At 67.8% G+C, this 20,086-nt stretch carries 18 protein-coding genes; 12 read left to right on the plus strand and 6 right to left on the minus strand.

The annotated features are described in order from the left end of the window. Positions 1–105 precede the first annotated feature (105 nt). Together Q0X16_RS11890 and Q0X16_RS11895 are read right to left on the minus strand one after the other, a co-directional pair. Positions 106–570, minus strand: a complete 465-nt coding sequence (locus Q0X16_RS11890; protein ID WP_297834690.1) for an SET domain-containing protein-lysine N-methyltransferase — start codon at positions 568–570, stop codon at positions 106–108. Positions 571–670: 100 nt separating this feature from the next. After that, positions 671–931, minus strand: coding sequence for a hypothetical protein (locus tag Q0X16_RS11895; RefSeq protein WP_297834693.1), 261 nt, complete (start codon positions 929–931; stop codon positions 671–673). 149 nt (positions 932–1,080) lie between these two features. Between Q0X16_RS11895 and Q0X16_RS11900 the strand changes: the two genes are divergently transcribed. From Q0X16_RS11900 to Q0X16_RS11925, 6 genes are all read left to right on the plus strand, one after another. Continuing rightward, positions 1,081–2,037: an alpha/beta hydrolase gene (locus tag Q0X16_RS11900; RefSeq protein WP_297834695.1), complete on the plus strand. Its 957-nt coding sequence runs from the start codon at positions 1,081–1,083 to the stop codon at positions 2,035–2,037. A 61-nt stretch (positions 2,038–2,098) separates the two neighbouring features. Further along, positions 2,099–2,545, plus strand: a complete 447-nt coding sequence (locus tag Q0X16_RS11905; protein WP_297834697.1) for an SUF system Fe-S cluster assembly regulator — start codon at positions 2,099–2,101, stop codon at positions 2,543–2,545. A gap of 4 nt (positions 2,546–2,549) precedes the next feature. After that, positions 2,550–3,995 carry a Fe-S cluster assembly protein SufB gene (gene sufB, locus Q0X16_RS11910; protein ID WP_297834699.1) on the plus strand — a complete coding sequence of 482 codons (1,446 nt, stop codon included), beginning with the start codon at positions 2,550–2,552 and terminating at the stop codon, positions 3,993–3,995. A gap of 47 nt (positions 3,996–4,042) precedes the next feature. After that, positions 4,043–4,828 carry a Fe-S cluster assembly ATPase SufC gene (sufC, locus tag Q0X16_RS11915; protein WP_297834702.1) on the plus strand — a complete coding sequence of 262 codons (786 nt, stop codon included), beginning with the start codon at positions 4,043–4,045 and terminating at the stop codon, positions 4,826–4,828. Continuing rightward, positions 4,828–6,087, plus strand: a complete 1,260-nt coding sequence (sufD, locus tag Q0X16_RS11920) for a Fe-S cluster assembly protein SufD (RefSeq protein ID WP_297834705.1) — start codon at positions 4,828–4,830, stop codon at positions 6,085–6,087. The genes sufC and sufD overlap by 1 nt, the downstream gene beginning before the upstream one ends. Further along, positions 6,084–7,328, plus strand: coding sequence for a cysteine desulfurase (locus Q0X16_RS11925; RefSeq protein WP_297834708.1), 1,245 nt, complete (start codon positions 6,084–6,086; stop codon positions 7,326–7,328). Before sufD ends, Q0X16_RS11925 begins: the two co-directional genes overlap by 4 nt. Positions 7,329–7,412: 84 nt before the next feature. Here Q0X16_RS11925 and Q0X16_RS11930 read toward each other — a convergent pair whose 3' ends face one another. From Q0X16_RS11930 to Q0X16_RS11945, 4 genes are all read right to left on the minus strand, one after another. Further along, a complete protein-coding gene (locus Q0X16_RS11930; RefSeq protein WP_297834710.1) occupies positions 7,413–9,029 on the minus strand; it encodes a phosphoethanolamine--lipid A transferase in 1,617 nt (538 codons plus the stop codon). 147 nt (positions 9,030–9,176) lie between these two features. After that, complete coding sequence (locus Q0X16_RS11935) at positions 9,177–10,505, minus strand: DEAD/DEAH box helicase (protein WP_345780299.1); 1,329 nt, start codon at positions 10,503–10,505, stop codon at positions 9,177–9,179. 291 nt (positions 10,506–10,796) lie between these two features. Next, the gene (locus tag Q0X16_RS11940; RefSeq protein ID WP_297834713.1) at positions 10,797–11,558 is read right to left on the minus strand and encodes an MBL fold metallo-hydrolase RNA specificity domain-containing protein; all 762 of its coding nucleotides are present in this window, start codon (positions 11,556–11,558) and stop codon (positions 10,797–10,799) included. Between the two features lie 27 nt (positions 11,559–11,585). Further along, positions 11,586–12,257 carry an MBL fold metallo-hydrolase gene (locus Q0X16_RS11945; RefSeq protein ID WP_297834716.1) on the minus strand — a complete coding sequence of 224 codons (672 nt, stop codon included), beginning with the start codon at positions 12,255–12,257 and terminating at the stop codon, positions 11,586–11,588. 29 nt (positions 12,258–12,286) lie between these two features. On the opposite strand from Q0X16_RS11945, the gene Q0X16_RS11950 reads away from it, so the two are divergent. The 6 genes from Q0X16_RS11950 to Q0X16_RS11975 all read left to right on the plus strand — a co-directional run bounded on the left by Q0X16_RS11950 (position 12,287) and on the right by Q0X16_RS11975 (position 20,029). After that, complete coding sequence (locus Q0X16_RS11950; protein WP_297834718.1) at positions 12,287–13,660, plus strand: pitrilysin family protein; 1,374 nt, start codon at positions 12,287–12,289, stop codon at positions 13,658–13,660. Continuing rightward, on the plus strand, positions 13,657–15,117 hold the full coding sequence (locus Q0X16_RS11955; protein WP_297834721.1) for a pitrilysin family protein: 1,461 nt from the start codon (positions 13,657–13,659) through the stop codon (positions 15,115–15,117). Before Q0X16_RS11950 ends, Q0X16_RS11955 begins: the two co-directional genes overlap by 4 nt. A gap of 79 nt (positions 15,118–15,196) precedes the next feature. Beyond that, positions 15,197–17,284, plus strand: a complete 2,088-nt coding sequence (locus tag Q0X16_RS11960; RefSeq protein ID WP_297834724.1) for a M13-type metalloendopeptidase — start codon at positions 15,197–15,199, stop codon at positions 17,282–17,284. A 150-nt stretch (positions 17,285–17,434) separates the two neighbouring features. Beyond that, entirely contained in the window at positions 17,435–17,620 is a 186-nt protein-coding gene (locus tag Q0X16_RS11965; protein WP_297834727.1) for a hypothetical protein, read from the plus strand. Positions 17,621–17,624: 4 nt separating this feature from the next. Then, entirely contained in the window at positions 17,625–18,122 is a 498-nt protein-coding gene (locus Q0X16_RS11970) for a hypothetical protein (protein WP_297834729.1), read from the plus strand. A gap of 113 nt (positions 18,123–18,235) precedes the next feature. Further along, positions 18,236–20,029, plus strand: a complete 1,794-nt coding sequence (locus tag Q0X16_RS11975; RefSeq protein ID WP_297834732.1) for an acyl-CoA dehydrogenase C-terminal domain-containing protein — start codon at positions 18,236–18,238, stop codon at positions 20,027–20,029. The last annotated feature ends 57 nt before the right edge of the window (positions 20,030–20,086 follow it).

The following is a 20,086-nucleotide window of genomic DNA, read 5'->3' on the forward strand; positions in this document are numbered from 1 at the left end:
ATTACTTCAGTGGAATTTGCCTCAGGTTTGCACGATTGCGTCCACAAGACCGCATGTCATTCGTCATGCAACCCTGGTCGGCCCGGCGCAGCGCCTGAATCGCGCTCAGCGCTTGGGCTTGAGCATCGTTCCGGTGCAGTTTTTCGCACCGCATCGACAGGCCCAGAGTTTCTTCAACCGCGCCGTGTGCCGCACCGAAAGCGTGATGCCGTAATCGTAGGTCAATTCCTCATCGGGGCGGATCGCGCGGATGGCCTCGATGAACACCCGCGAGCGCTTCGGGTCGTCCTCGTTCTCGACCAGCACCGCCTCGCAGTTCGGCGCGCAGCTGTGGTTGATCCAGCGTGCGGCGTTGCCCTCATAGTTGGCGTCGATCACCCAGTCCTCGTTCAGCGTGAACAGAAAGGTGTGCCCGCTTTCGATGTCGCCGCTGTCGCCTCCGTCGACGTCCTCATGGCTGCGGCGGCGGCCCTTGTATTCGATCACCCGCTCGCCCTTGGCGATCGGGGCGGCGGCGAACACGCCGTTGCCGTGGATGGCGGACTTGCGGGTGACGATCTTTTTCGGCATCGAGGCGGCAACCGGGAAACGGCCGTCATTCTGCCGCAAGCGCGGGCTTGCGTCACCGCACGCCCGGCGCGTCGTCGATCGGCTCGACCACGCTCTGGCGCTACTGCACGTGGCGGAAGAACCACGCGGCGCCTCCGGTCCACCAGAACGCCACGCCGATGCCGAACAGCGTCCAGAACACGCTCTTGGCGAAGCGTCCGATGCGCCACAGGAAGAACAGGCCCACGGCGAGCAGCACCCAACGCATCCAGGTCGAATTCTCCTTGCCGGGCGCGACGCTGGCGGCGCGATCGACCAACTCGCCGACCCTGGCCTCGAGGCGGGAGGTAAACGGAGCCTGGGTTTGGGTCTGGGTGTTCATGACGTTCTCCTGTGTCCGCAATGGACGGTTCGCATTCTCCGCAGCGCGAACGCATCGCCCACGGGCAAGCGTCAGTATTCGCGGGTGACAGATGTCAACCGTTCGTTTGTCGATCCGTTTTCCCGGGCAACACCTCACGGAACATCGCCATGCGACTGCCGTTCGTTCTTGCAACCACTCTGCTGTCCACTGCACTGCTGGCCGTCGCCACGCCGGGCCAGGCCCAGCAACATTTCCGCCTGGGCCAGCGCTGGCAGCAGCAGCGCGCCCAGCCGAGATTCCAGCGCCACGGCGAAGGCAATGCCACCGCGCTGCCGCCCGGCACCCGCATCGAACGCGACGTCGCCTATGGCAACGATCCCAAACAGCGCTACGACGTCTACCTGCCCGCACGGATGGCGCCGAACGCCCCGATCCTGTTCATGGTTCACGGCGGCGGCTGGCGGCGCGGCGACAAGGCCAGCCCGGGCGTGGTTGGCAACAAGGCCGCGTACTGGCTGAAGCAGGGCTTCGTGTTCGTATCCGTGAACAACCGGTTGGTTCCGGACGCCGATCCGCTGAACCAGGCCCGCGACGTGGCCGCGGCGCTGGCCTCGATGCAGCAGCGCGCGCGCCAGTGGGGCGCCTCGTCGGAGAAGGTCGTGCTGATGGGCCATTCGGCCGGAGCCCATCTCGTGGCCCTGCTCGGCAGCCGGCCCGAATTGATCAGGCAGGCCGGCGCACGGCTTCCGCGCGGCGTGGTTTCGCTCGACAGCGGCGCGCTCGATGTGCCGGATCTGATGACCCAATCGCGGGTTCCCCCACTCTATCGCGATGCCTTCGGCAGCGATCCGTCCTACTGGCGTTCGGTCTCGCCACAGCAACAGCTTGGCCGCGACGGTCTGCCCATGCTGCTGGTCTGCTCCAGCACCCGCCACTTCCCGACCTCGCCCTGCGACGAGGCGCGCAAGCTGCAGCAGCGCGGCCGTTCGTTCGGCGTCGCCATGCAGGTGCTTCCGGAGGCGGAAAAGCACGGCGAGATCAATTCCCAACTGGGTCTTCCCTCGGAGTACACGCGCGCCGTTTCGGCCTGGATCGACCGCAGCTTGATGCAGGTCAGGCGTTGAACGTGGCGGCGACAGCGGCAAAATCGTACAATTTCAGTACCGATTTACCGCTGTCTCCCCCATGCTCCGCGTCACCCGACTGACCGACTACGCCACCGTCGTCCTGACCGTGCTCGCCGCACGGCCGGGCGCGGTATTGAGCGCGCCGGACCTGGCCGAGTGTTCCGGACTGGAACAGCCCACCGTGGCCAAGCTGCTCAAGCCGCTGGCCGCGGCCGGACTTGTGCAGGGCTTTCGCGGCGCCAGCGGCGGCTACCGTCTCGCCAGGCCCGCCGATGCGATCACCCTGATCGAGATCGTCGAGGCGATGGAAGGCCCGTTGAGCATGACCGAATGCAGCGCCGCCGCCGGCCGCTGCGGGATCGAACACATCTGCGGCGTGCGCAGCAACTGGCGCCGCATCAACGACGTCGTGATCGAAGCGTTGCGCGGCGTTTCGCTGGCCCAGATGCTGGCCCCCACGCCGCTTCCGGCCAGCGCCGCGCGCGCGGCATCCGCCAGGACCTGATCGAATGAGCGAACAGCAGAACGCCCAGATCCACGCCCAGCTCGGGCGCAAGTACGAGGCCGGCTTCATCACCGACATCGAAACCGAATCGCTGCCCCCGGGCTTGAGCGAGGACATCATCCGCGCGCTGTCGGCCAAGAAACACGAGCCGGAGTGGATGCTCGAGTGGCGGCTGCAGGCCTACCGGCGCTTCCTGACCATGACGCCGCCGAACTGGGCCAAGCTCCAGATGGGCCCGGTCGACCTGCAGGCGCTGTCCTACTACAGCGCGCCCAAGGGGCCGAAGTACAAGTCGCTGGACGAGGTGCCCAAGGAGATCCTCGACACCTACGACAAGCTCGGCGTGCCGCTGCACGAGCGCGCCAAGCTGGCGGGGGTGGCGGTCGATGCGGTGTTCGATTCGGTCTCGGTGGCCACCACCTTCCGCAAGGAACTGGCCGCAGTCGGGGTGATCTTCACCTCGATGAGCGACGCGATCATCAACCACGGCGAGCTGGTGCGCCAGTACCTCGGCACGGTGGTGCCGCAGGGCGACAACTACTTCGCCGCGCTCAATTCGGCGGTGTTCTCCGACGGCAGCTTCGTCTTCATCCCCAAGGGCGTGCGCTGCCCGATGGAGCTGTCGACCTACTTCCGCATGAACGCCGGCAACACCGGACAGTTCGAGCGCACCCTGATCATCGCCGAGGAGATGTCCTACGTCTCCTACCTCGAAGGCTGCACCGCGCCGATGCGCGATGAAAACCAGCTGCACGCGGCGGTGGTCGAACTGGTCGCGCTGGACGATGCCGAGATCAAGTACAGCACCGTGCAGAACTGGTATCCGGGCGACGAGAACGGGGTCGGCGGCATCTACAACCTGGTGACCAAGCGCGCCGAATGCCGCGGCGCGCGCAGCAAGGTGACCTGGACCCAGGTCGAGACCGGCAGCGCGATCACCTGGAAATACCCGAGCTGCGTGCTGACCGGCGACGATTCCGTGGGCGAGTTCCACTCGGTTGCGCTGACCCACCACTTCCAGCAGGCCGACACCGGCACCAAGATGGTCCACATCGGCAAGCGCACCAAGAGCAAGATCGTCAGCAAGGGCATCAGCGCCGGGCGCGGGCAGAACAGCTACCGCGGGCTGATCAAGGTCGGCGCCAACGCCGAAGGCGCGCGCAACCACACCCAGTGCGATTCGCTGCTGATCGGCAAGACCTGCGGCGCGCACACCTTCCCGTATATCGAGGTCAAGAACCCGACCGCCACCGTCGAGCACGAGGCCACCACCTCGAAGATCTCCGACGACCAGCTGTTCTACTGCCGCTCGCGCGGGATCGACGCCGAAAACGCGGTGTCGATGATCGTCGACGGTTTCTGCAAGTCGGTGTTCCGCGAGTTGCCGATGGAATTCGCGGTCGAGGCAAAACGCCTGCTCGACGTCACCCTGGAAGGGTCGGTCGGATAAGCGACCGGGCGCCGCTCCGAAACCCATATTTCAAGAACGATCACGTCATGCTGAAAATCGAAAACCTGCACGCATCCGTCGCCGGAAAGGAAATCCTCAAGGGCCTGTCCCTGGAGGTCAAGGCGGGCGAAATCCACGCGATCATGGGCCCCAACGGCGCCGGCAAGTCCACGCTCGGCAACATCCTCGCCGGTCGCGACGGCTACGAGGTGACCGCCGGCAGCGTCGAGTTCGACGGCAAGCCGCTGCTCGACCTCGAACCGGAGGCGCGCGCCGCCGCCGGCGTGTTCCTCGCCTTCCAGTACCCGGTGGAAATCCCGGGTGTGAACAACACCTATTTCCTGCGCTCGGCCTTCAACGCCCAGCGCAAGACCCGCGGCGAGCCGGAGCTGGATTCGATGCAGTTCCTGAAGAAGGTGCGCGAGAAGCTCGCGGTGCTGCACCTGAAGGACGAGCTGCTGCACCGCGGTGTGAACGAAGGCTTTTCCGGCGGTGAGAAGAAGCGCAACGAGATCTTCCAGCTCGCCCTGCTGGAACCGCGCCTGGCCATTCTCGACGAGACCGATTCCGGGCTCGACATCGACGCGCTCAAATCGGTCGCCGACGGCGTCAACGCGCTGCGCTCGCCGGAGCGCGCCTTCCTGGTGATCACCCACTACCAGCGCCTGCTCGACTACATCAAGCCGGACGTGGTGCACGTGCTGGCCGACGGCCGCATCGTCGAGACCGGCGGGCCGGAGCTGGCGCTGGAACTGGAGGCGCACGGCTACAGCTGGATCCGGCAACGCATGGCACCGGGCGCCGCCGCCCACGCCGGACGTGGAGCCGCCTGATGAGCGCCCTGCTCGATTCCCTCGCGGCGGAATTCCACGGCGACGCCACGCGCCGCGCCGAGCTCGACCAGCTGCTCAAGGATGGCCTGCCGCCGCCGCGCGCCGAGGCCTGGAAATACACCTCGCTGCGCCAGCTCGAGCGCCGCAGCTTCGGCCCTGCGCGTGCGGTTGCCGTCGATCCGGCGCTGCTCGCCGCGATTCCCTCTCCGCGGATCGTGTTCGTCAACGGCCATTTCGACGCGGCGCTGAGCGATTTCGCCGATCTTCCCGCAGGTTGCGAGCTGCGCCCGCTTTCGCAGCTGCTGCAGGGCGATGATCCGCGCGCGCTGGCTTTCCTCGAGCGCCGCTACCTGCGCGTCGATGAACCGTTCGCCCGGCTCAACGCGGCGCTGGCGCGCGAAGGCGCGGTGATCCGGCTCGACGCCGGCATCCGCGTCGAGGCGCCCTTGCACATCGTGCACGTCGGCGCACCGGACGCGGGCGACGTGGCCTGGCACCTGCGGCACTTCATCGAGCTGCGCGAAGGCGCCGCGCTGACCCTCGTCGAGCACGAACAGGCCGCAGGCGACCACGCGCACTTGGGCAACGAGCTGCTGCACGCGCACGTCGCGCAGGACGCCAGGCTCGTCCACGCGCGCATCCAGACCGCCGCCGCCCGCGCCACCCTGTTCGTGCGCACCGACGCGGTGCTGGCAAACGCCGCGACCTACGAGCGCACCGATCTGGAACTGGGCGCCCAGCTTTCGCGCCACGAACTCAATGTCAAGCTGGAAGGCGATGCATCGAACCTGCGCGCCGACGGCGTGCTGCTGGCCGACGGTCGCCGCCACGTCGATATCCGGCTCGGGATCGACCATGCGGCATTGAACACGACCAGCCAATTCGTCTGGCGCGGCTTGGCCGATCAGCGCGGCCGCGCGGTGTTCCACGGCGGCATCCTGATTCGCGAAGGCGCCGACGGCACCGACGCCGACCTGTCGAACAAGAACATCCTGCTGTCGGCCAACGCCGAAATCGACACCCAGCCGACGCTGGAAATCCACGCCGACGACGTCAAGGCCGTCCACGGCGCGGCGGTCGGCCAGCTCGACCCGACCGCGCTGTTTTATTTGCGCTCGCGCGGCCTGCCCGAAGCCGAAGCGCGCACCCTGCTGACCGGCGCGTTCTGCCGCGAGGTGGTGACGCGGATCGAAGACGCCGCGGTGCGCGATCCGTGCGAGGCGGCGTTGAACGCCGCGCTGGCGAAGCTGGGCGCATGAAGACGGACGACGGCCAAGGCAAGCCTGCGGTGGATTGGGCGCGCGTGCGCGCCGATTTCCCGATCCTGAAGCGGCAGGTCCACGGCAAGCCGCTGGTCTATTTCGACTCGGCCAACACCGGGCAGAAGCCCGAGGCCGTGATCGCCGCGACGGAGGACTTCTACCGCCGCCACAACGCCAACGTCAGCCGCGCCGTCCACGCCCTCGGCAACGAGGCGACCGAAGCCTACGAGGGCGCGCGCGGCAAGCTCGCGCGCCATTTCAACGTGCGCGCGGACGAGCTGGTGCTGTGCAGCGGCACCACCTTCGCGATGAACCTGGTGGCCTACTCTTTCGCGCTGCCGCGGCTGAAGCCGGGCGACGCCATCCTCGTCACCCGCATGGAGCACCACGCCAACATCGTGCCGTGGCAGCTCGTGGCCCAGCGCACCGGCGCCACGCTCAAGGTCGCCGAGCTGCATCCCGACGGCAGCCTCGACCTTGACGGGCTGCACAAAGCGATGACGCCCGAGGTCAAGTTGCTCGGCGTGGCCCATGTCAGCAACGTGCTCGGCACCGTCAATCCGGTCGCCGCGATCTGCCGCGAGGCCGCGCGCCGCGGGATCGTCACCGTGGTCGACGGCTCGCAGGCCGCGCCGCACATGGCGGTGGACATCGCGGCCATCGGCTGCGATTTCTACGCCGCCACCGGCCACAAGATGGGCGGGCCGACCGGCACCGGCATCCTGTGGGGCCGGCGCGCGCTGCTGGACGCGATGCCGCCGTTCCTCGGCGGCGGCGAGATGATCAAGGAAGTGCGCTTCGACGGCACCGTGTTCAACGACGTGCCGCACAAGTTCGAGGCCGGCACGCCCAACATCGCCGGCTTCGTCGGTCTCGGCGCAGCGGTCGATTACCTCGATGCACTCGGCATGGAGAATATCGCCACGCGCGAACAGGAGCTGCTGGCGCACGCGACCGAGGAGCTGACGAAGATCGACGGTCTGCGCATCTTCGGCACCGCGCCGGAGAAGGCGGCGGTGATCAGCTTCGCGATCGAAGGCACCCACTCGCACGACCTGGCCACCCTGCTCGATCTGGAGGGCGTCGCGGTGCGCTCCGGCCAACACTGCGCGCATCCCCTGCTGCAGTGGCTGGGCGTGGGCACCACCTGCCGCGCCTCGCTGGCCTACTACAACACCCACGCCGAGATCGACGCCTTCGTAGCCGCGCTGCGCAAGGTGCGCACGCTGCTGGCCTGACGAGAATCAATGCCAGCAGAAACTTGATCCGCCTTTTCCGCGCTCATCCGCGTCAAGAACGCCCTTGGCGAATGCGAATGCCGGTCAGGAACCCGACCGGCACGCCGCCAGCAGATCGCGATCGTGGCGATAGACGCTGGTCTGCACGTCAAACGCGCCGAGCACGGTCGAGAACAGGTTGTCGTGGCTGGCTGGCCGGCGCGCCGCGTTCCTCAGGCAGGCGATGTCCAGCCCGTCATCGGCGGCGAACTGCGGCGACAGCCACAGCACCATCGGCACCCTGGTCTGCTGCTCGGGCGCGATCGAATACGGCGCGCCGTGCAGGAACAGGCCGTACTCGCCCAGCGACTCGCCGTGATCGGAGACATACAGCATCGCCGCATCGTGGCTCCCCTGCGCCTTGAGCAAATCGATCAGGCGGCCAAGCACGGAGTCGGTGTAGAGGATCGCGTTGTCGTAGGCGTTGACCACTTCGGATCGGGTGCAGCGGCTCAGCTCGGCGGTGCGGCACACCGGCGTCCAGCGCTCGAACGCGGGCGGATAGCGGTCGAAATAGGTCGGCCCATGATTGCCGAGCATGTGCAGGACGACCAGCGCATCGCCTGGCATCGTCTTGAGTTTGTCGGCAAGACCCGACAGTAGGATTTCGTCGAAACAGCGGTCGCCACTGCACAGACGCGGCGCATCCTTCGCGCCCATCGCCTGCGACGGCACCCGCGCGCACACGCCCTTGCAGCCGGACTGGTTGTCGCGCCAGAGCACGGCAACGCCGGCGCGGGCGGCCACGTCGAGCAGCGATTCGGATCCACGAATCGCGTCGCGGTCGTAGTGCTCGCGCCCCTGCGCCGAGAACATGCAGGGCAACGAGACTTCGGTGCTGGTGCCGCAGGCGCTGACCTGCGGGAAATTGACGACATTGCGCGCGGCCAGTTCCGGCGTGGTCTGGCGCGCGTAGCCATTCAGGCCCCAGTTGCCGGCGCGCACGGTTTCGCCCACCACCAGCACCAGCAGCCGCGGGCGCCGCGCCTGCGCCGAGGCGGGTCGACGGGCATCGGCGCCCACCGCGACCGGCGGCCCGCTGAAACCCGTCTTCGGCGGCTTGGCCACGTTGACCAGCCCGACCAGATAATTGCCCGGCGTGATCTGGTAGCGCAGCGCCTTGTTGGTGCGCATCAGCGCGAACACGCCCTGCGAGGAGGCCAGCACCGCCACCGCTGCGAGCAGCAGCATCGCCACGGTGAAGCCGCCATGCACCAGCAGCCCGCGCTTCCACGTCCGCGGCCGCGTGCGCGCCAGCAGCACCAGCGCCGCCGGCAGCAGCCCCCACAGCAGCACGTGCAGCAGCATCCGCGGCGAAATCAGCTCGCGGCTTTCTGCCACGTCGGTATGCAGCACGTTGCGCAGCATCTCCGCGTCCAGCACCACCGCGTAGCGGCTCATGTACCAGTGCGCCAGCGCCGAAGCCACCAGCACCGCTGCGAGAATCCAGCGCGCCAGACGGCCCCAGCACAGCAGGCCGAGCAGGAAGGCGTTGAGCGCGAACACCGCCACGCCCAGCGACGCCATCACCCGCAGCGAATCGGTTCCGGCGCGCACCGCACTCCAGAACGGACCGTTAAGCGCCAGCAGGCAATACAGGCTGACCAGGGCGATCATCGCTTCGGCGGACAGCCACGGACGCCCGCCTGGACCTGCCTTCATTTCAGAACGAGGGGCGGACATGCGCGGGCTCGAGGATCCCTTCTGGCAACGGCGCCGGAATTTAGCATCAAACCCCCGGCATCGCCCGTGAAGTCCGGCACGGCGGGACAACCGCGCGCGGACGGAGCCCGCACGCAGGCCGCAAAATCAGCGCGCGCCGCGCCGCTCGCCCTGCCGACCGGCACCGCGCTGGCCGTCGCGGGACTGCTTCGAGCCGGTGTGGGCGTGGGCATTTGCCTGCGAATGTTGCGGTTTGCCGTGCGGGCGGCGGTTGCGCGAGGTCGGCGCGCCGCCGCGCGGCCTGGGCCCCGCGGACGCGCCGGCATTGCCGCGCAGCGTGCGCGACGGCTCGTAGCCGGCCACCGTTTCCAGCGAAAACTCGCGCCCCAGCACGCGCTCGATCTGACGCAGCAGGCTGGCCTCGTCCGGCGAGACCAGCGACAACGCTTCGCCGCTGGCGCCGTTGCGGCCGGTGCGGCCGATCCGGTGGATGTAGTCCTCGGGCACCATCGGCAGGTCGTGATTGATGACCAGTGGCAGTTCGGGAATGTCCAGCCCGCGCGCGGCGACGTCGGTGGCGACCAGAATCCGGGTCCTGCCCGACTTGAACTCATTCAGTGCCTTCTGGCGCGCGTTCTGGCTCTTGTTGCCGTGGATCGCCAGCGCCGGCAGGCCGGCCTTTTCCAGCTGCTCGGCCAGCCGGTTGCAGCCATGCTTGGTCTTGCCGAACACCAGCACCTGCTCGGTGTAGCGCTGCGCCAGCAGCTCGATCAGCAGGTCGCGCTTCTTCGCGCCATCGACTGCGATCGCACGGTGGCTGATGGTTTCAACCACCGAGTTCTGCGCCGCCACCTGCACCTGCCTGGGATCGCGCATGAACTCCAGCGCCAACGCCTTGATCCGCGCCTCGAAGGTGGCCGAGAACAGCAACGTCTGTCGCTGCTGCGGGACGTGCTTCATGATTCGCTTGATCGACGGCAAAAATCCCATGTCGAGCATGCGGTCGGCCTCGTCCAGCACCAGCATCTGCACGTCGCCGAGCTTGCAGCTGCCGCGATCCAGATGGTCGATCAGCCGGCCAGGACAGGCCACCAGCACATCGACCCCGCGCCGGAACGCGTCCAGCTGCGGCTGCATGCCGACCCCGCCGAACAGCGTGGTGACGTTGAGCCGCAGGTATCTGGCATAGCTGCGCAGGTTGTCGCCGACCTGCACCGCCAATTCGCGGGTGGGCGTCAGCACCAGCACGCGCGGACGGTGCAGGCCTTCGGGTTTCGGCAGCGCGGCCAGTTTCTGCAGCAGCGGCAGGCCGAACGCGGCGGTCTTGCCGGTGCCGGTCTGGGCGCCACCGAGCACGTCGTTGCCGGCAAGCACCAGCGGGATCGCCTGGGCCTGGATCGGCGTGGGCGTGGTGTATCCGCAATCGCCCAGCGCGCGCAGCAGTGCCGGCGCGAGGCCAAGTTGTTCGAACGTCATGTTGATTCGCTCCAATGTAGCAGACCGCGCCAGGCGCGGGCAGGTCAGCGCGTTTCCCGAAACACCGAGCGCGAACCGGCAGATGGCACGGCGCCGGACATCCGGGCCGCGTCTGCGCAAGGAAAGGCGTGGGGAGAAGCTGGCCGCGGAAGCGGCGGGCGTGACCGGGAAAACGATCCGCCGTGCGCAGAACGGCGTGCATCATACGCGAAGTGCGCCCAGGCGGCGCAAGCGTAGGCAGGCGCCGTTCAGCTTGACGTCGCGGTTTCCGACGGCCTTGCCAGGTCGCGGCTACACCTCGAGTTCCAGCCCCGGCCGCGCCAGCATGGCCTCCACGCCGAAACGTTCGTGGATTTCGCCGGCCAGCGCCTCGCGGGCCAGTTCCTCGCCATGCACCAGCGCGACCGGCGGCGCCGGATCAAAGTTCCCATACCATTCCAGAAGCGCGGCCTGGTCGGCGTGCGCGGACAGCCCGCCCACCGTGTGTCGGAAGGCATTCACCCGCACGTCGTGGCCGTGGATGCGCACCCAGCGCGCGCCTTCGACCAACCGCCGTCCGATCGTGCCTTCGGCCTGATAGCCGACGAACACGATCCGGGTCTGCCGGCGCGGCAGGTTCTGGCGCATGTGGTGGAGGATGCGGCCACCGCTGGCCATGCCGTTGCCGGCGATGATGATCGCCCCGCTGTGGAGGCGGTTGATCGCCATCGACTCCTCGGCCGATTCGGTGACGCGCAGGTTGGGCAGGCGGAACGGGTTGGGCGTTCCGCGCCAGACCTCGCGCGCTTCGGCGTCGAACAGTTCGTGGTGGCGGTCGTACACCTGCACCACCTTCGAGGCCATCGGGCTGTCGAGGTGGATGCGCCAGCGCCCCATGTCCCAGTCGTCCCAGTGGCGCGCAAACCAGTACAGGAGTTCCTGCGTGCGCCCGACCGCGAACGCAGGAATCAGCACATTGCCGCGGTCCTCCCACGCGGCATCGAGAATCTCGCCCAGCTCACGCACGGTGTCGTGGCGCAGGCGGTGGTTGCGGTTGCCGTAGGTGGACTCCATCAGCAGCAGGTCGGCCTGCGCGACCCCTTACGGATCGCGCAGGATGGGCGTGCCTTTCATCCCGAGGGCGCCGGAGAAGACCAGCTTGCGGCCCTCGGCCCACAGTTCGACGATGGCCGAGCCAAGGATGTGCCCGGCGTCGCGGAACGCCAGCTCGACGCCGGGAAGGATTTCGCCGCGTTCGCCGTAGGGCAGCGCACGCACCCGCGGGAATACGTCGCGGACGTCCTCGCGGGTGTACAGCGGCATCGCCCTGGGCTGGTTCGGACGGCGCCTGCGATTGGCGCGTTCGGCTTCGCCTTCCTGCAAGGAGGCCGAATCCATCAGCATGATTGGCAGCAGGTCGGCGGTGGCGCGCTGGGCGTGGATCGGTCCGCGAAAGCCGTCCATGAGCAGCCGCGGCACCCGGCCGACGTGGTCGATGTGGGCGTGGCTGAGCACCAGCGCGTCGATCGCTGCGGCATCGAACGAGAATGCCGCGAAATTGCGCGCCTCGGCGTCAGGGCTGCCCTGGATCAGGCCGCAGTCGATCAGGATGCGTCGGCCGGCCGCTTCGACGAGGTGCATCGAGCCCGTCACCTCGCCTGCCGCCCCGTGAAAATGCACGCGCATGCGCTGCTCCTGACTGTCGTTTCCGCACAGGGTAGCGCAGCCGGCCACGACTTCCGGCAGATTGGCGCAGGCGCGTGGATCGGTCATGCTCTTGCGGTTCCTTCCGGGAAAACACCATGCGCCTGCTCCCTCTTGTCCTCGCCCTGACGCTGGGTTGCCTGCCCACGCTGGTTTCGGCCGCACAGCCGCCAGTGCCCGCCTCCACCGCCGTGCCCGGCAGCGAACAGATCGCCAGCCGCACCCTGGCCAACGGCCTGAAGATCATCGTCTGGCCCGACCACGACATCCCCAATGCCAACTTCTACACCTTCTACAAGGTCGGCAGCCGCAACGAACACGTCGGCATCACCGGGCTGGCGCATTTCTTCGAACACATGATGTTCAACGGCACCAGCCGCCGCGTACCCGGTGAGTTCGACCGCATCATGGAAGCCGCCGGCGGCAGCAACAACGCCAGCACCAGCAACGACCTGACCGTCTACACGGACTGGTTTCCGTCGACCGCGCTGGAAACCATCTTCGATCTCGAAGGCGACCGCATGGCGCACCTGGCCTTCGACCCCAAGGTGGTCGAGAGCGAGCGCGGCGTGGTTTACAGCGAGCGCCGTTCCAGCATCGACAACGACGGCTTCGGCACCCTGATGGAGCAGATGCAGGCCACCGCCTTCATCGCCCATCCCTACCACATCCCCACCATCGGCTGGCCCAGCGACATCGAGCACTGGACGCTCGAGGACCTCAAGGCGTTCTTCAAGACCTACTACGCGCCGAACAACGCGGTGCTGGTGATCACCGGCGACGTCGATCCGCAGCAGGTGTTCGCGCTGGCCGACCGCTACCTCGCCGCGATTCCGCGCCAGCCCACCCCGCCCGCGGTCACCACGACCGAACCGGAGCAACTGGGTGAACGCCGGATCGTGGTCGAGCGCGCAGACGTGCGCGCGCCGATCCTCGCCTACGCCTTCCACACCGGCTTCGGCGCCGCCGGCAAGGACGCACCGGCACTGGAACTGCTGACCACGATTCTCGCCGACGGCGACTCTTCGCGCCTGCACCAGCGCCTGGTCGAACGCGAACAGGCGGCGGTGGACGTGGGCGCGTTCTCCAACCTTGGCTTCGACCCGGGGCTGGTGTGGATCTACGCGATGCTCCCGCCCGGCGCCGACGTGGGCAAGGCGCAGGCATTGCTCGACGACGAACTGGCGCGGATCGCCCGCGACGGCGTCACGGCCACCGAGCTGGACAAGGCGCGCAACCTGCAGCTGTCCGCCTTCTGGCGGCAGATGGCGACGATCAACGGCAAGGCGCGGGTGCTGGGTACCTACGAGGTTTACGACGGCGACTACCGGGAAGCCTTCAACGCACCGGCCCGGTTCGCCGAGGTCAGCGCCGCCGACATCCAGGCGCTGGCCGCGAAGCTCCTGCGCCAGCGCAATCGCACCACCGGCCTGCTGCTGCCGGCCGCCGACAGCACGGAGGCCGCCCGATGAACACCACCAATGTCCACGCCATCGTTTCCGGCCATCGAAACGGACTGACCATGCGCCTGCTGCGGATCCTGATCACGACGTTCGCTGCGACCATCCTGCTGGCCGGATTCAGCACGCGCGCAAGCGCGGCCGGCGTCCGCCTGCCCGACTCCAGATCCATCACCCTGGACAACGGCGCCACCCTGATCCTGGTCCAGCGCAAGGACGTGCCGCTGGTGTCGGCCACGGCACTGATACGCGGCGGCTCGCTGGCCGATCCGCAGGGCAAGGAAGGCAGCGCCGATCTGCTGGCCAGCCTGATGTCGCAGGGCGCCGGCAGCCGCGACGCGCTCGCCTTCGCACAGGCCGTGGACGGCGCCGGCGGCAGCCTGACGATCGGAAGCGATCGGGATGCCATCATCGCCAGCGCCCAGTTCCTGTCCAAGGACAGCGCGCTGATGCTCTCGCTGCTGGCCGACGCCCTGTTGCGCCCGCGGATGGAGCAGGCGGAGTTCGACAAGCTGCGCCAGCGTGCGATCGACGGCATCATCGCAGCCAAGGATTCCGATCCACGCCAGCTGATCGGCACCTATATGGATGCCTGGCTGTTCCTCGGCCATCCCTACGGACGCCCGTCCGGCGGCGACGAAACCAGCCTCGCACGCATCGGCCTCGACGATCTGCAAGCCTTCCGCCACGAGCAGATGGGCGGCGACCGCCTGATCCTCGTCATCGCCGGCGACTTCGACCCCGAGGCGGTGACGGCACAGGTGCGCGCCGAGTTCGGCAGCTGGGCACGAGCACAGGGCACGCTGCCGCAGCTCGCCGCCAAGGCGCCGGAAACCGGTCGTCGCGTGCTGCTGATCGACAAACCGGGCGCCACCCAGACCTATTTCGCGCTGGCCAACGTCGGCACCTCCCGCGACGACCCCGCGCGCGCGGCGCAGGACATCGTCAACACCGCCTTCGGGGGCCGCTTCACCTCGATGCTCAACACCGAACTGCGGGTCAAGTCGGGACTGACCTACGGCGCAGGCGCCCGTCTCGACCGCCAGCGCATGCCGGGCAGCGCGATGATCGGCACCTACACCAAGACCGACTCGACCCGCGAAGCGATCGACCTGACCATCGCCACCCTTGACCGCCTGCACCGCGACGGGCTGGATGCCGCCACCGTGCAATCGGCCAGGAATTACATCGCCGGCCAGTTCGCGCCGCGGCTGGAAACCGCGTCGCAGGTCGGCACATCGCTGGCCTGGCTGCGTCTGTACGGCGAACCGAACGACTACATCGATGGTTATCTGGACGCCGTGGCCGCGGCCACGCCCGAGCAGGTGTCCGCCGCCCGCGCGGTGTTTCCGGACAGCAAGAATCTGGTGATCGTCGCCATCGGCGACGCCGGGAAAATCCGCAGCCTTCTCCAAGCCTACGGGCCGGTGACCGAGATGCGTCTGTCCGATCCGCATTTCTCGCCCTGACCCGCCCTTCGCCCAACGCAAACGCCGCGCCGTCCAGACTGCAGCAGTTTCACGCAGTCCCATCCCACGGAGTTCCGCCATGACCATCCGCAAACCGCTCATCCTCTCGCTGGCGATTTCCGCAGCACTCGCCGCCGCCAACGCACCGGCCGTGGGAGGCGCGGAAGGCGGCGGGGTGGCGGCGAACGCCGATGCCCTGCCTCCGCTGGCCGCATTCCGCGTCGGCGACCTCGATCCAACCAGGAACCCCTGCGACAACCTCGCCGACTTCGTCAACAGCCGCTGGCTGGCCGCCAATCCGGTTCCCTCCGACAAGACCAGTTGGGGCAGCTTCGAGATGCTCGACGAGCGCAGCCAGGCCGCGAGCCGGCGACTGGTCGAAGCCGCCGCCGCCAATCCCGACGCCACCGGCGTGGAGAAGCTGGTCGGCGACCTGTACGCCACCGGCATGGACGAAACCGCCATCGAGGCGGCCGGCATCACCCCGATCCGTCCCTTCCTGGCCCGCATCGACGGGCTGCGCACGCCCGCCGACATCGCCGCCTATCTGCGCGACGAATTCGCCGCCGGGCGTGGTGGCCTGTTCGAATTCGGCGCCGAGGCGGACTACAAGAACTCCAGCCGGAAGATCGGCTATGCCTACCAGGGCGGCTTGTCGCTGCCGGAGAAAGCCTACTACCTCGAAGACGGCCCGGACGGAAAGTACAAGACCATCCGCGCCGCATTCGTCGCCCACATGGCACGGCAGCTGCAAAACGCCGGCATTTCCGAAGCCGACGCGCAGAAACAGGCGCAGGACGTGCTCGCATTCGAAACCCGGCTGGCGCGCGCCTCGCTCACGCCGATCGAACTGCGCGATCCGAACAACCAGTACCACTATGTGAGCATGGCCGAGGCCGACAGCGCCTCGCCGAATTTCCCGTGGTCGGCCTTCTTCCGGGCCAACGGCGTGCAGGCCGACGGCTTCTCGCTGTCGCAGCCGAAGTTCTTCGCCGAATTCAACGCAATGCTGGCCGACGTGCCGGCCGAACAATGGCGGGCCTACCTGCGCATCCACGCGATCGACGGCTTCGCGCCGTTGCTGTCCTCGAAGTTCGCCGACGAACGCTTCGATTTCTACGCACGCACCCTGCGCGGCCAGCTCGAACAGAAGCCGCGCTGGAAGCGCGTGCTCGACCGCGTCGAAGGCTCGGCCGGCGAAGCGCTGGGCCAGCTCTACGTGCGTGAGTATTTCCCGGCCGAATCCAAGGCGCAGATGGAAGCGCTGGTGCAGAACCTGCGCGTCGCGCTCAAGGCGCGACTGGAACATCTCGACTGGATGAGCCCGGAGACCAGGGCCAGAGCGATGGAAAAGTGGGCCACGTTCACGCCCAAGATCGGCTATCCGGACCACTGGCGCAGCTGGGCGGGTCTGACCACCAGCCGCGCCAGCTACATCGACAACGTGCTGGCCGCCGAGCGCTTCAACCACGCCTTCGACATGGGCAAGATCGGCAAGCCGGTCGATCGCAGCGAATGGGGCATGACCCCGCAGACGGTCAACGCCTACTACAACCCGCTGATGAACGAGATCGTGTTCCCGGCGGCGATCCTGCAGCCGCCGTTCTTCGATCCCAAGGCCGACCCGGCGCTCAACTACGGCGGCATCGGCGCGGTGATCGGCCACGAGATGATGCACGGCTACGACGACCAGGGCAGCCAGTTCGATGCCCAGGGCAATTTCCACAACTGGTGGACCGAGGGCGATCGCGAACGCTTCAACGCCCGCACCGCGCGGCTGGTTCGCCAATTCGACGACTACGTCGCCATCGACGGCCTGCACGTCAAGGGCGAGCTGACGCTGGGCGAGAACATCGCCGACCTCGGCGGCCTCAACGTCGCCTGGGACGCCTACCAGAAGGCACTGCGCGACGCCGATCGCAGCGGCGACGAGAAGATCGACGGCTACAGCGAAAACCAGCGCTTCTTCCTCAACTGGGCGACGGTCTGGCGCCGCGCCTTCACTCCGGACGAGGCCAAGGTGCGGCTCAACACCGATCCGCACGCGCCGGCCAACTTCCGCGCCATCGGCGCGCCGAGCAACATGACCGCATTCGCCCAGGCCTTCGGCTGCAAGCCCGGCGACCCCATGGTGCGCAGCGGCGACCGCCGCGTGGTGATCTGGTAAACCGTGGAATCATGCGCCGCGAACCGGCGGGACTGCGTATCGTCCGCGGGACTCGCGGCCGGCCGCATCGACCCACGATAGGCGAACGCCGTCTTGCCGGTGTATGTTCCACTTCCACCCAGCCGATTCTTCGCAAAGCCGAGTGACGCCATGGACATCCACGACATCGCCCTGACCCTGTTCGCCCAGATCATCGGCGCCCGTGCCGGCACCGCGCTCGATGACGAGGCGAGGATCGAGCTTGGCCGCGAGGCCTACCGCTGCGCGGAAGCCTTCATCAAGGCGAAGGACCTCTACATCCGCGAATTGCCGGTTCCCGGTTCGGACACGTTCTGACGCCATGTCCGTCCTGCCGACACGCCGCTTTCTGATCCGGCTTGCCCTGCCCGTCGTGGCCGCCCTGCTGCTGGCCAGCTGCGGCGATCGCGGCCCGGTGCGCCGCGTGTCGAAACCCGCAGCCAGCCTCCAGCAACTCACCGTCCGCGCCGACGGCCGCTGGGAGGTCCAGCTGCGGCTGAACAACTACAGCAGCATGGCGATGCGCTTCACCGGCATCCGTCTGGACATGGCGCTCGACAACGGCGCTGCCGCGCACATCGAAGCGCAGCCGAATCTGGAAGTCGGCCCGGAATCCGCCGATGTCCACGTCGCCACGGTCGTCCCCACGCCCGCCGGCATGGCCCGGATTGCCACGGCGCTGGCCGACGGCCACGGCCTGAGCTACACCCTTGAAGGCAACCTGCAGGCTACTCCGGACGGCGCTGGATCAAAGACCTGGACGGTCAAGACCAGCAGTGCGCTCTCACCGGTTCCGGGTCTGGCTGGCACCTTGCGCTGAGAGCCGGGATCGGGATCGCGCGCAGGGTACGCTACAACCTAGACCATACGGTATAGTATGCTCTCGTTTCGAGCGGGCCGATCGGCGGCCCGCCTGCGCCAGGAACCGATTCCATGAGCAGCTACAAGGCACCCCTCGACGACCTGCGTTTTGCCATCCATGACGTGCTCGGCGCCGAAGCGCTGCTGGCCCGCCTCGGCTACGCCGACGCGAATCGCGAGCTGATCGATGCCGTGCTGGACGAAGCGGCACGCTTCTCCGAGACCGTCCTTGCTCCGCTCAACCAGATCGGCGATGAGGTCGGCTGCAAATACGATCCGGCCAGCGGCGACGTCACCCCGCCGCCCGGCTTCAAGCAGGCATTCCAGCAGTTCGTCGAAGGCGGCTGGACCGGCTTGACCAACGATCCCGAACACGGCGGTCAGGGCATGCCGGCTCTGCTCGGCAGCGCGGTCACCGAGATGGTGGACAGCGGCAACCTCGCCTGGAGCAACTTCCCGATGCTGTCGCACGGCGCGGTCAAGGCACTGGAGACCTACGGCGAGGATTGGCAGAAGGAAGTCTTCCTCAAGCCGCTGGTCGGCGGCACCTGGACCGGCACCATGTGCCTGACCGAACCGCACTGTGGCACCGACCTCGGCCTGCTCAAGACCCGCGCCGAGCCGCAGGCCGACGGCAGCTACGCCATCACCGGCACCAAGATCTTCATCACCGCCGGCGAACACGATCTCGTCCCCAACATCATCCATCTGGTGCTGGCCAAGCTGCCGGACGCACCGCCGGGCGCCAAGGGCATCTCGCTGTTCGTCGTGCCCAAGTTCAAGGTCGATCGCGACGGAAAGGTTGGCGAGCGCAACGCGCTGCGCTGCGGCGCGATCGAACACAAGATGGGCATCCACGGCTCGGCCACCTGCGTGATGAACTTCGACGGCGCCCAGGGCTACCTCGTCGGGCAGCCGCACAAGGGACTGCAGGCGATGTTCGTGATGATGAACACCGCGCGCCTCGCGGTCGGCATCCAGGGCCTCGGCCTGTCCGAACGCGCCTACCAGAATGCCCTGCGCTACGCCCGCGAGCGGCTGCAGTCGCGCGCGCTGTCGGGCGCGAAGTTCCCCGACAAGGCCGCCGATCCGATCATCGTGCAACCCGACGTGCGCCGCATGCTGCTGGCGCAGAAGGCGCTGGTCGAAGGCGCGCGCCTGCTCAGCCTGTCGGCCTACGCCCAGCTGGACATCGCCCAGCGTTCGCCGGATGCCGCCGAGCGCGAGCGTGCGGAAACGCTGGTCGGCTTCCTGACCCCGATCTGCAAGGCCTGCCTGACCGAATGGTCGATCGAGAACACCTACAACGCCGTGCAGTGCTTTGGCGGCCACGGCTACATCGCCGAGCACGGCATGGAGCAGCTGGCGCGCGACGCCCGCATCACCACCCTGTACGAGGGCACCACCGGCATCCAGTCGCTGGACCTGATCGGCCGCAAGACCGCCGCCACCCAGGGCGCCGGCTTGAAGCTGTTCCTTGCCGAGATCGAAGCCTTTGCCAGGCAACATGAAGGCGATGCCGCGCTGGCCGAATTCCTCGTGCCGCTGCGCGCCAAGTGCGCGGAATGGGGCAAGCTCACGCTCGACACTGTGATGCGCGCGGCCAGCAACCCGGAAGAACTGGGCGCCGCCAGCACCGACTACCTGTTCTACTCCGGCTACGTCGCGCTGGCCTACTGGTGGACCCGCGCGGTGGCCGCCGCCGACGCGTCCGACCGTCCGCAGGCCTTCAAGGACGCCAAGCGTGCCACCGCCCGCTTCTACTTCGCCCGCATCCTGCCGCGCACGCTGTCCCACAAGGCGGCGATCGAGAGCGGTGCCGAGACCCTGATGGCGCTGCCCGCCGAGGCTTTCGGGGCGGAATGACCCCGACGACGCCCGGAAAGCGCGCCTGGCCCCATCGCCCTACCCAAATCCGCGGGA

Origin of the sequence: Thermomonas sp. (assembly GCF_025993755.1) — a bacterium.
GTDB lineage: Bacteria > Pseudomonadota > Gammaproteobacteria > Xanthomonadales > Xanthomonadaceae > Thermomonas.

Coding starts and splice junctions, on each gene's coding strand:
- Q0X16_RS11890 (WP_297834690.1), bottom strand. CDS start 570: ATGCCGAAAAAGATCGTCACCCGCAAGTCCGCCATCCACGGCAACGGC.
- Q0X16_RS11895 (WP_297834693.1), bottom strand. CDS start 931: ATGAACACCCAGACCCAAACCCAGGCTCCGTTTACCTCCCGCCTCGAG.
- Q0X16_RS11900 (WP_297834695.1), top strand. CDS start 1,081: ATGCGACTGCCGTTCGTTCTTGCAACCACTCTGCTGTCCACTGCACTG.
- Q0X16_RS11905 (WP_297834697.1), top strand. CDS start 2,099: ATGCTCCGCGTCACCCGACTGACCGACTACGCCACCGTCGTCCTGACC.
- sufB (WP_297834699.1), top strand. CDS start 2,550: ATGAGCGAACAGCAGAACGCCCAGATCCACGCCCAGCTCGGGCGCAAG.
- sufC (WP_297834702.1), top strand. CDS start 4,043: ATGCTGAAAATCGAAAACCTGCACGCATCCGTCGCCGGAAAGGAAATC.
- sufD (WP_297834705.1), top strand. CDS start 4,828: ATGAGCGCCCTGCTCGATTCCCTCGCGGCGGAATTCCACGGCGACGCC.
- Q0X16_RS11925 (WP_297834708.1), top strand. CDS start 6,084: ATGAAGACGGACGACGGCCAAGGCAAGCCTGCGGTGGATTGGGCGCGC.
- Q0X16_RS11930 (WP_297834710.1), bottom strand. CDS start 9,029: ATGAAGGCAGGTCCAGGCGGGCGTCCGTGGCTGTCCGCCGAAGCGATG.
- Q0X16_RS11935 (WP_345780299.1), bottom strand. CDS start 10,505: ATGACGTTCGAACAACTTGGCCTCGCGCCGGCACTGCTGCGCGCGCTG.
- Q0X16_RS11940 (WP_297834713.1), bottom strand. CDS start 11,558: ATGGAGTCCACCTACGGCAACCGCAACCACCGCCTGCGCCACGACACC.
- Q0X16_RS11945 (WP_297834716.1), bottom strand. CDS start 12,257: ATGACCGATCCACGCGCCTGCGCCAATCTGCCGGAAGTCGTGGCCGGC.
- Q0X16_RS11950 (WP_297834718.1), top strand. CDS start 12,287: ATGCGCCTGCTCCCTCTTGTCCTCGCCCTGACGCTGGGTTGCCTGCCC.
- Q0X16_RS11955 (WP_297834721.1), top strand. CDS start 13,657: ATGAACACCACCAATGTCCACGCCATCGTTTCCGGCCATCGAAACGGA.
- Q0X16_RS11960 (WP_297834724.1), top strand. CDS start 15,197: ATGACCATCCGCAAACCGCTCATCCTCTCGCTGGCGATTTCCGCAGCA.
- Q0X16_RS11965 (WP_297834727.1), top strand. CDS start 17,435: ATGGACATCCACGACATCGCCCTGACCCTGTTCGCCCAGATCATCGGC.
- Q0X16_RS11970 (WP_297834729.1), top strand. CDS start 17,625: ATGTCCGTCCTGCCGACACGCCGCTTTCTGATCCGGCTTGCCCTGCCC.
- Q0X16_RS11975 (WP_297834732.1), top strand. CDS start 18,236: ATGAGCAGCTACAAGGCACCCCTCGACGACCTGCGTTTTGCCATCCAT.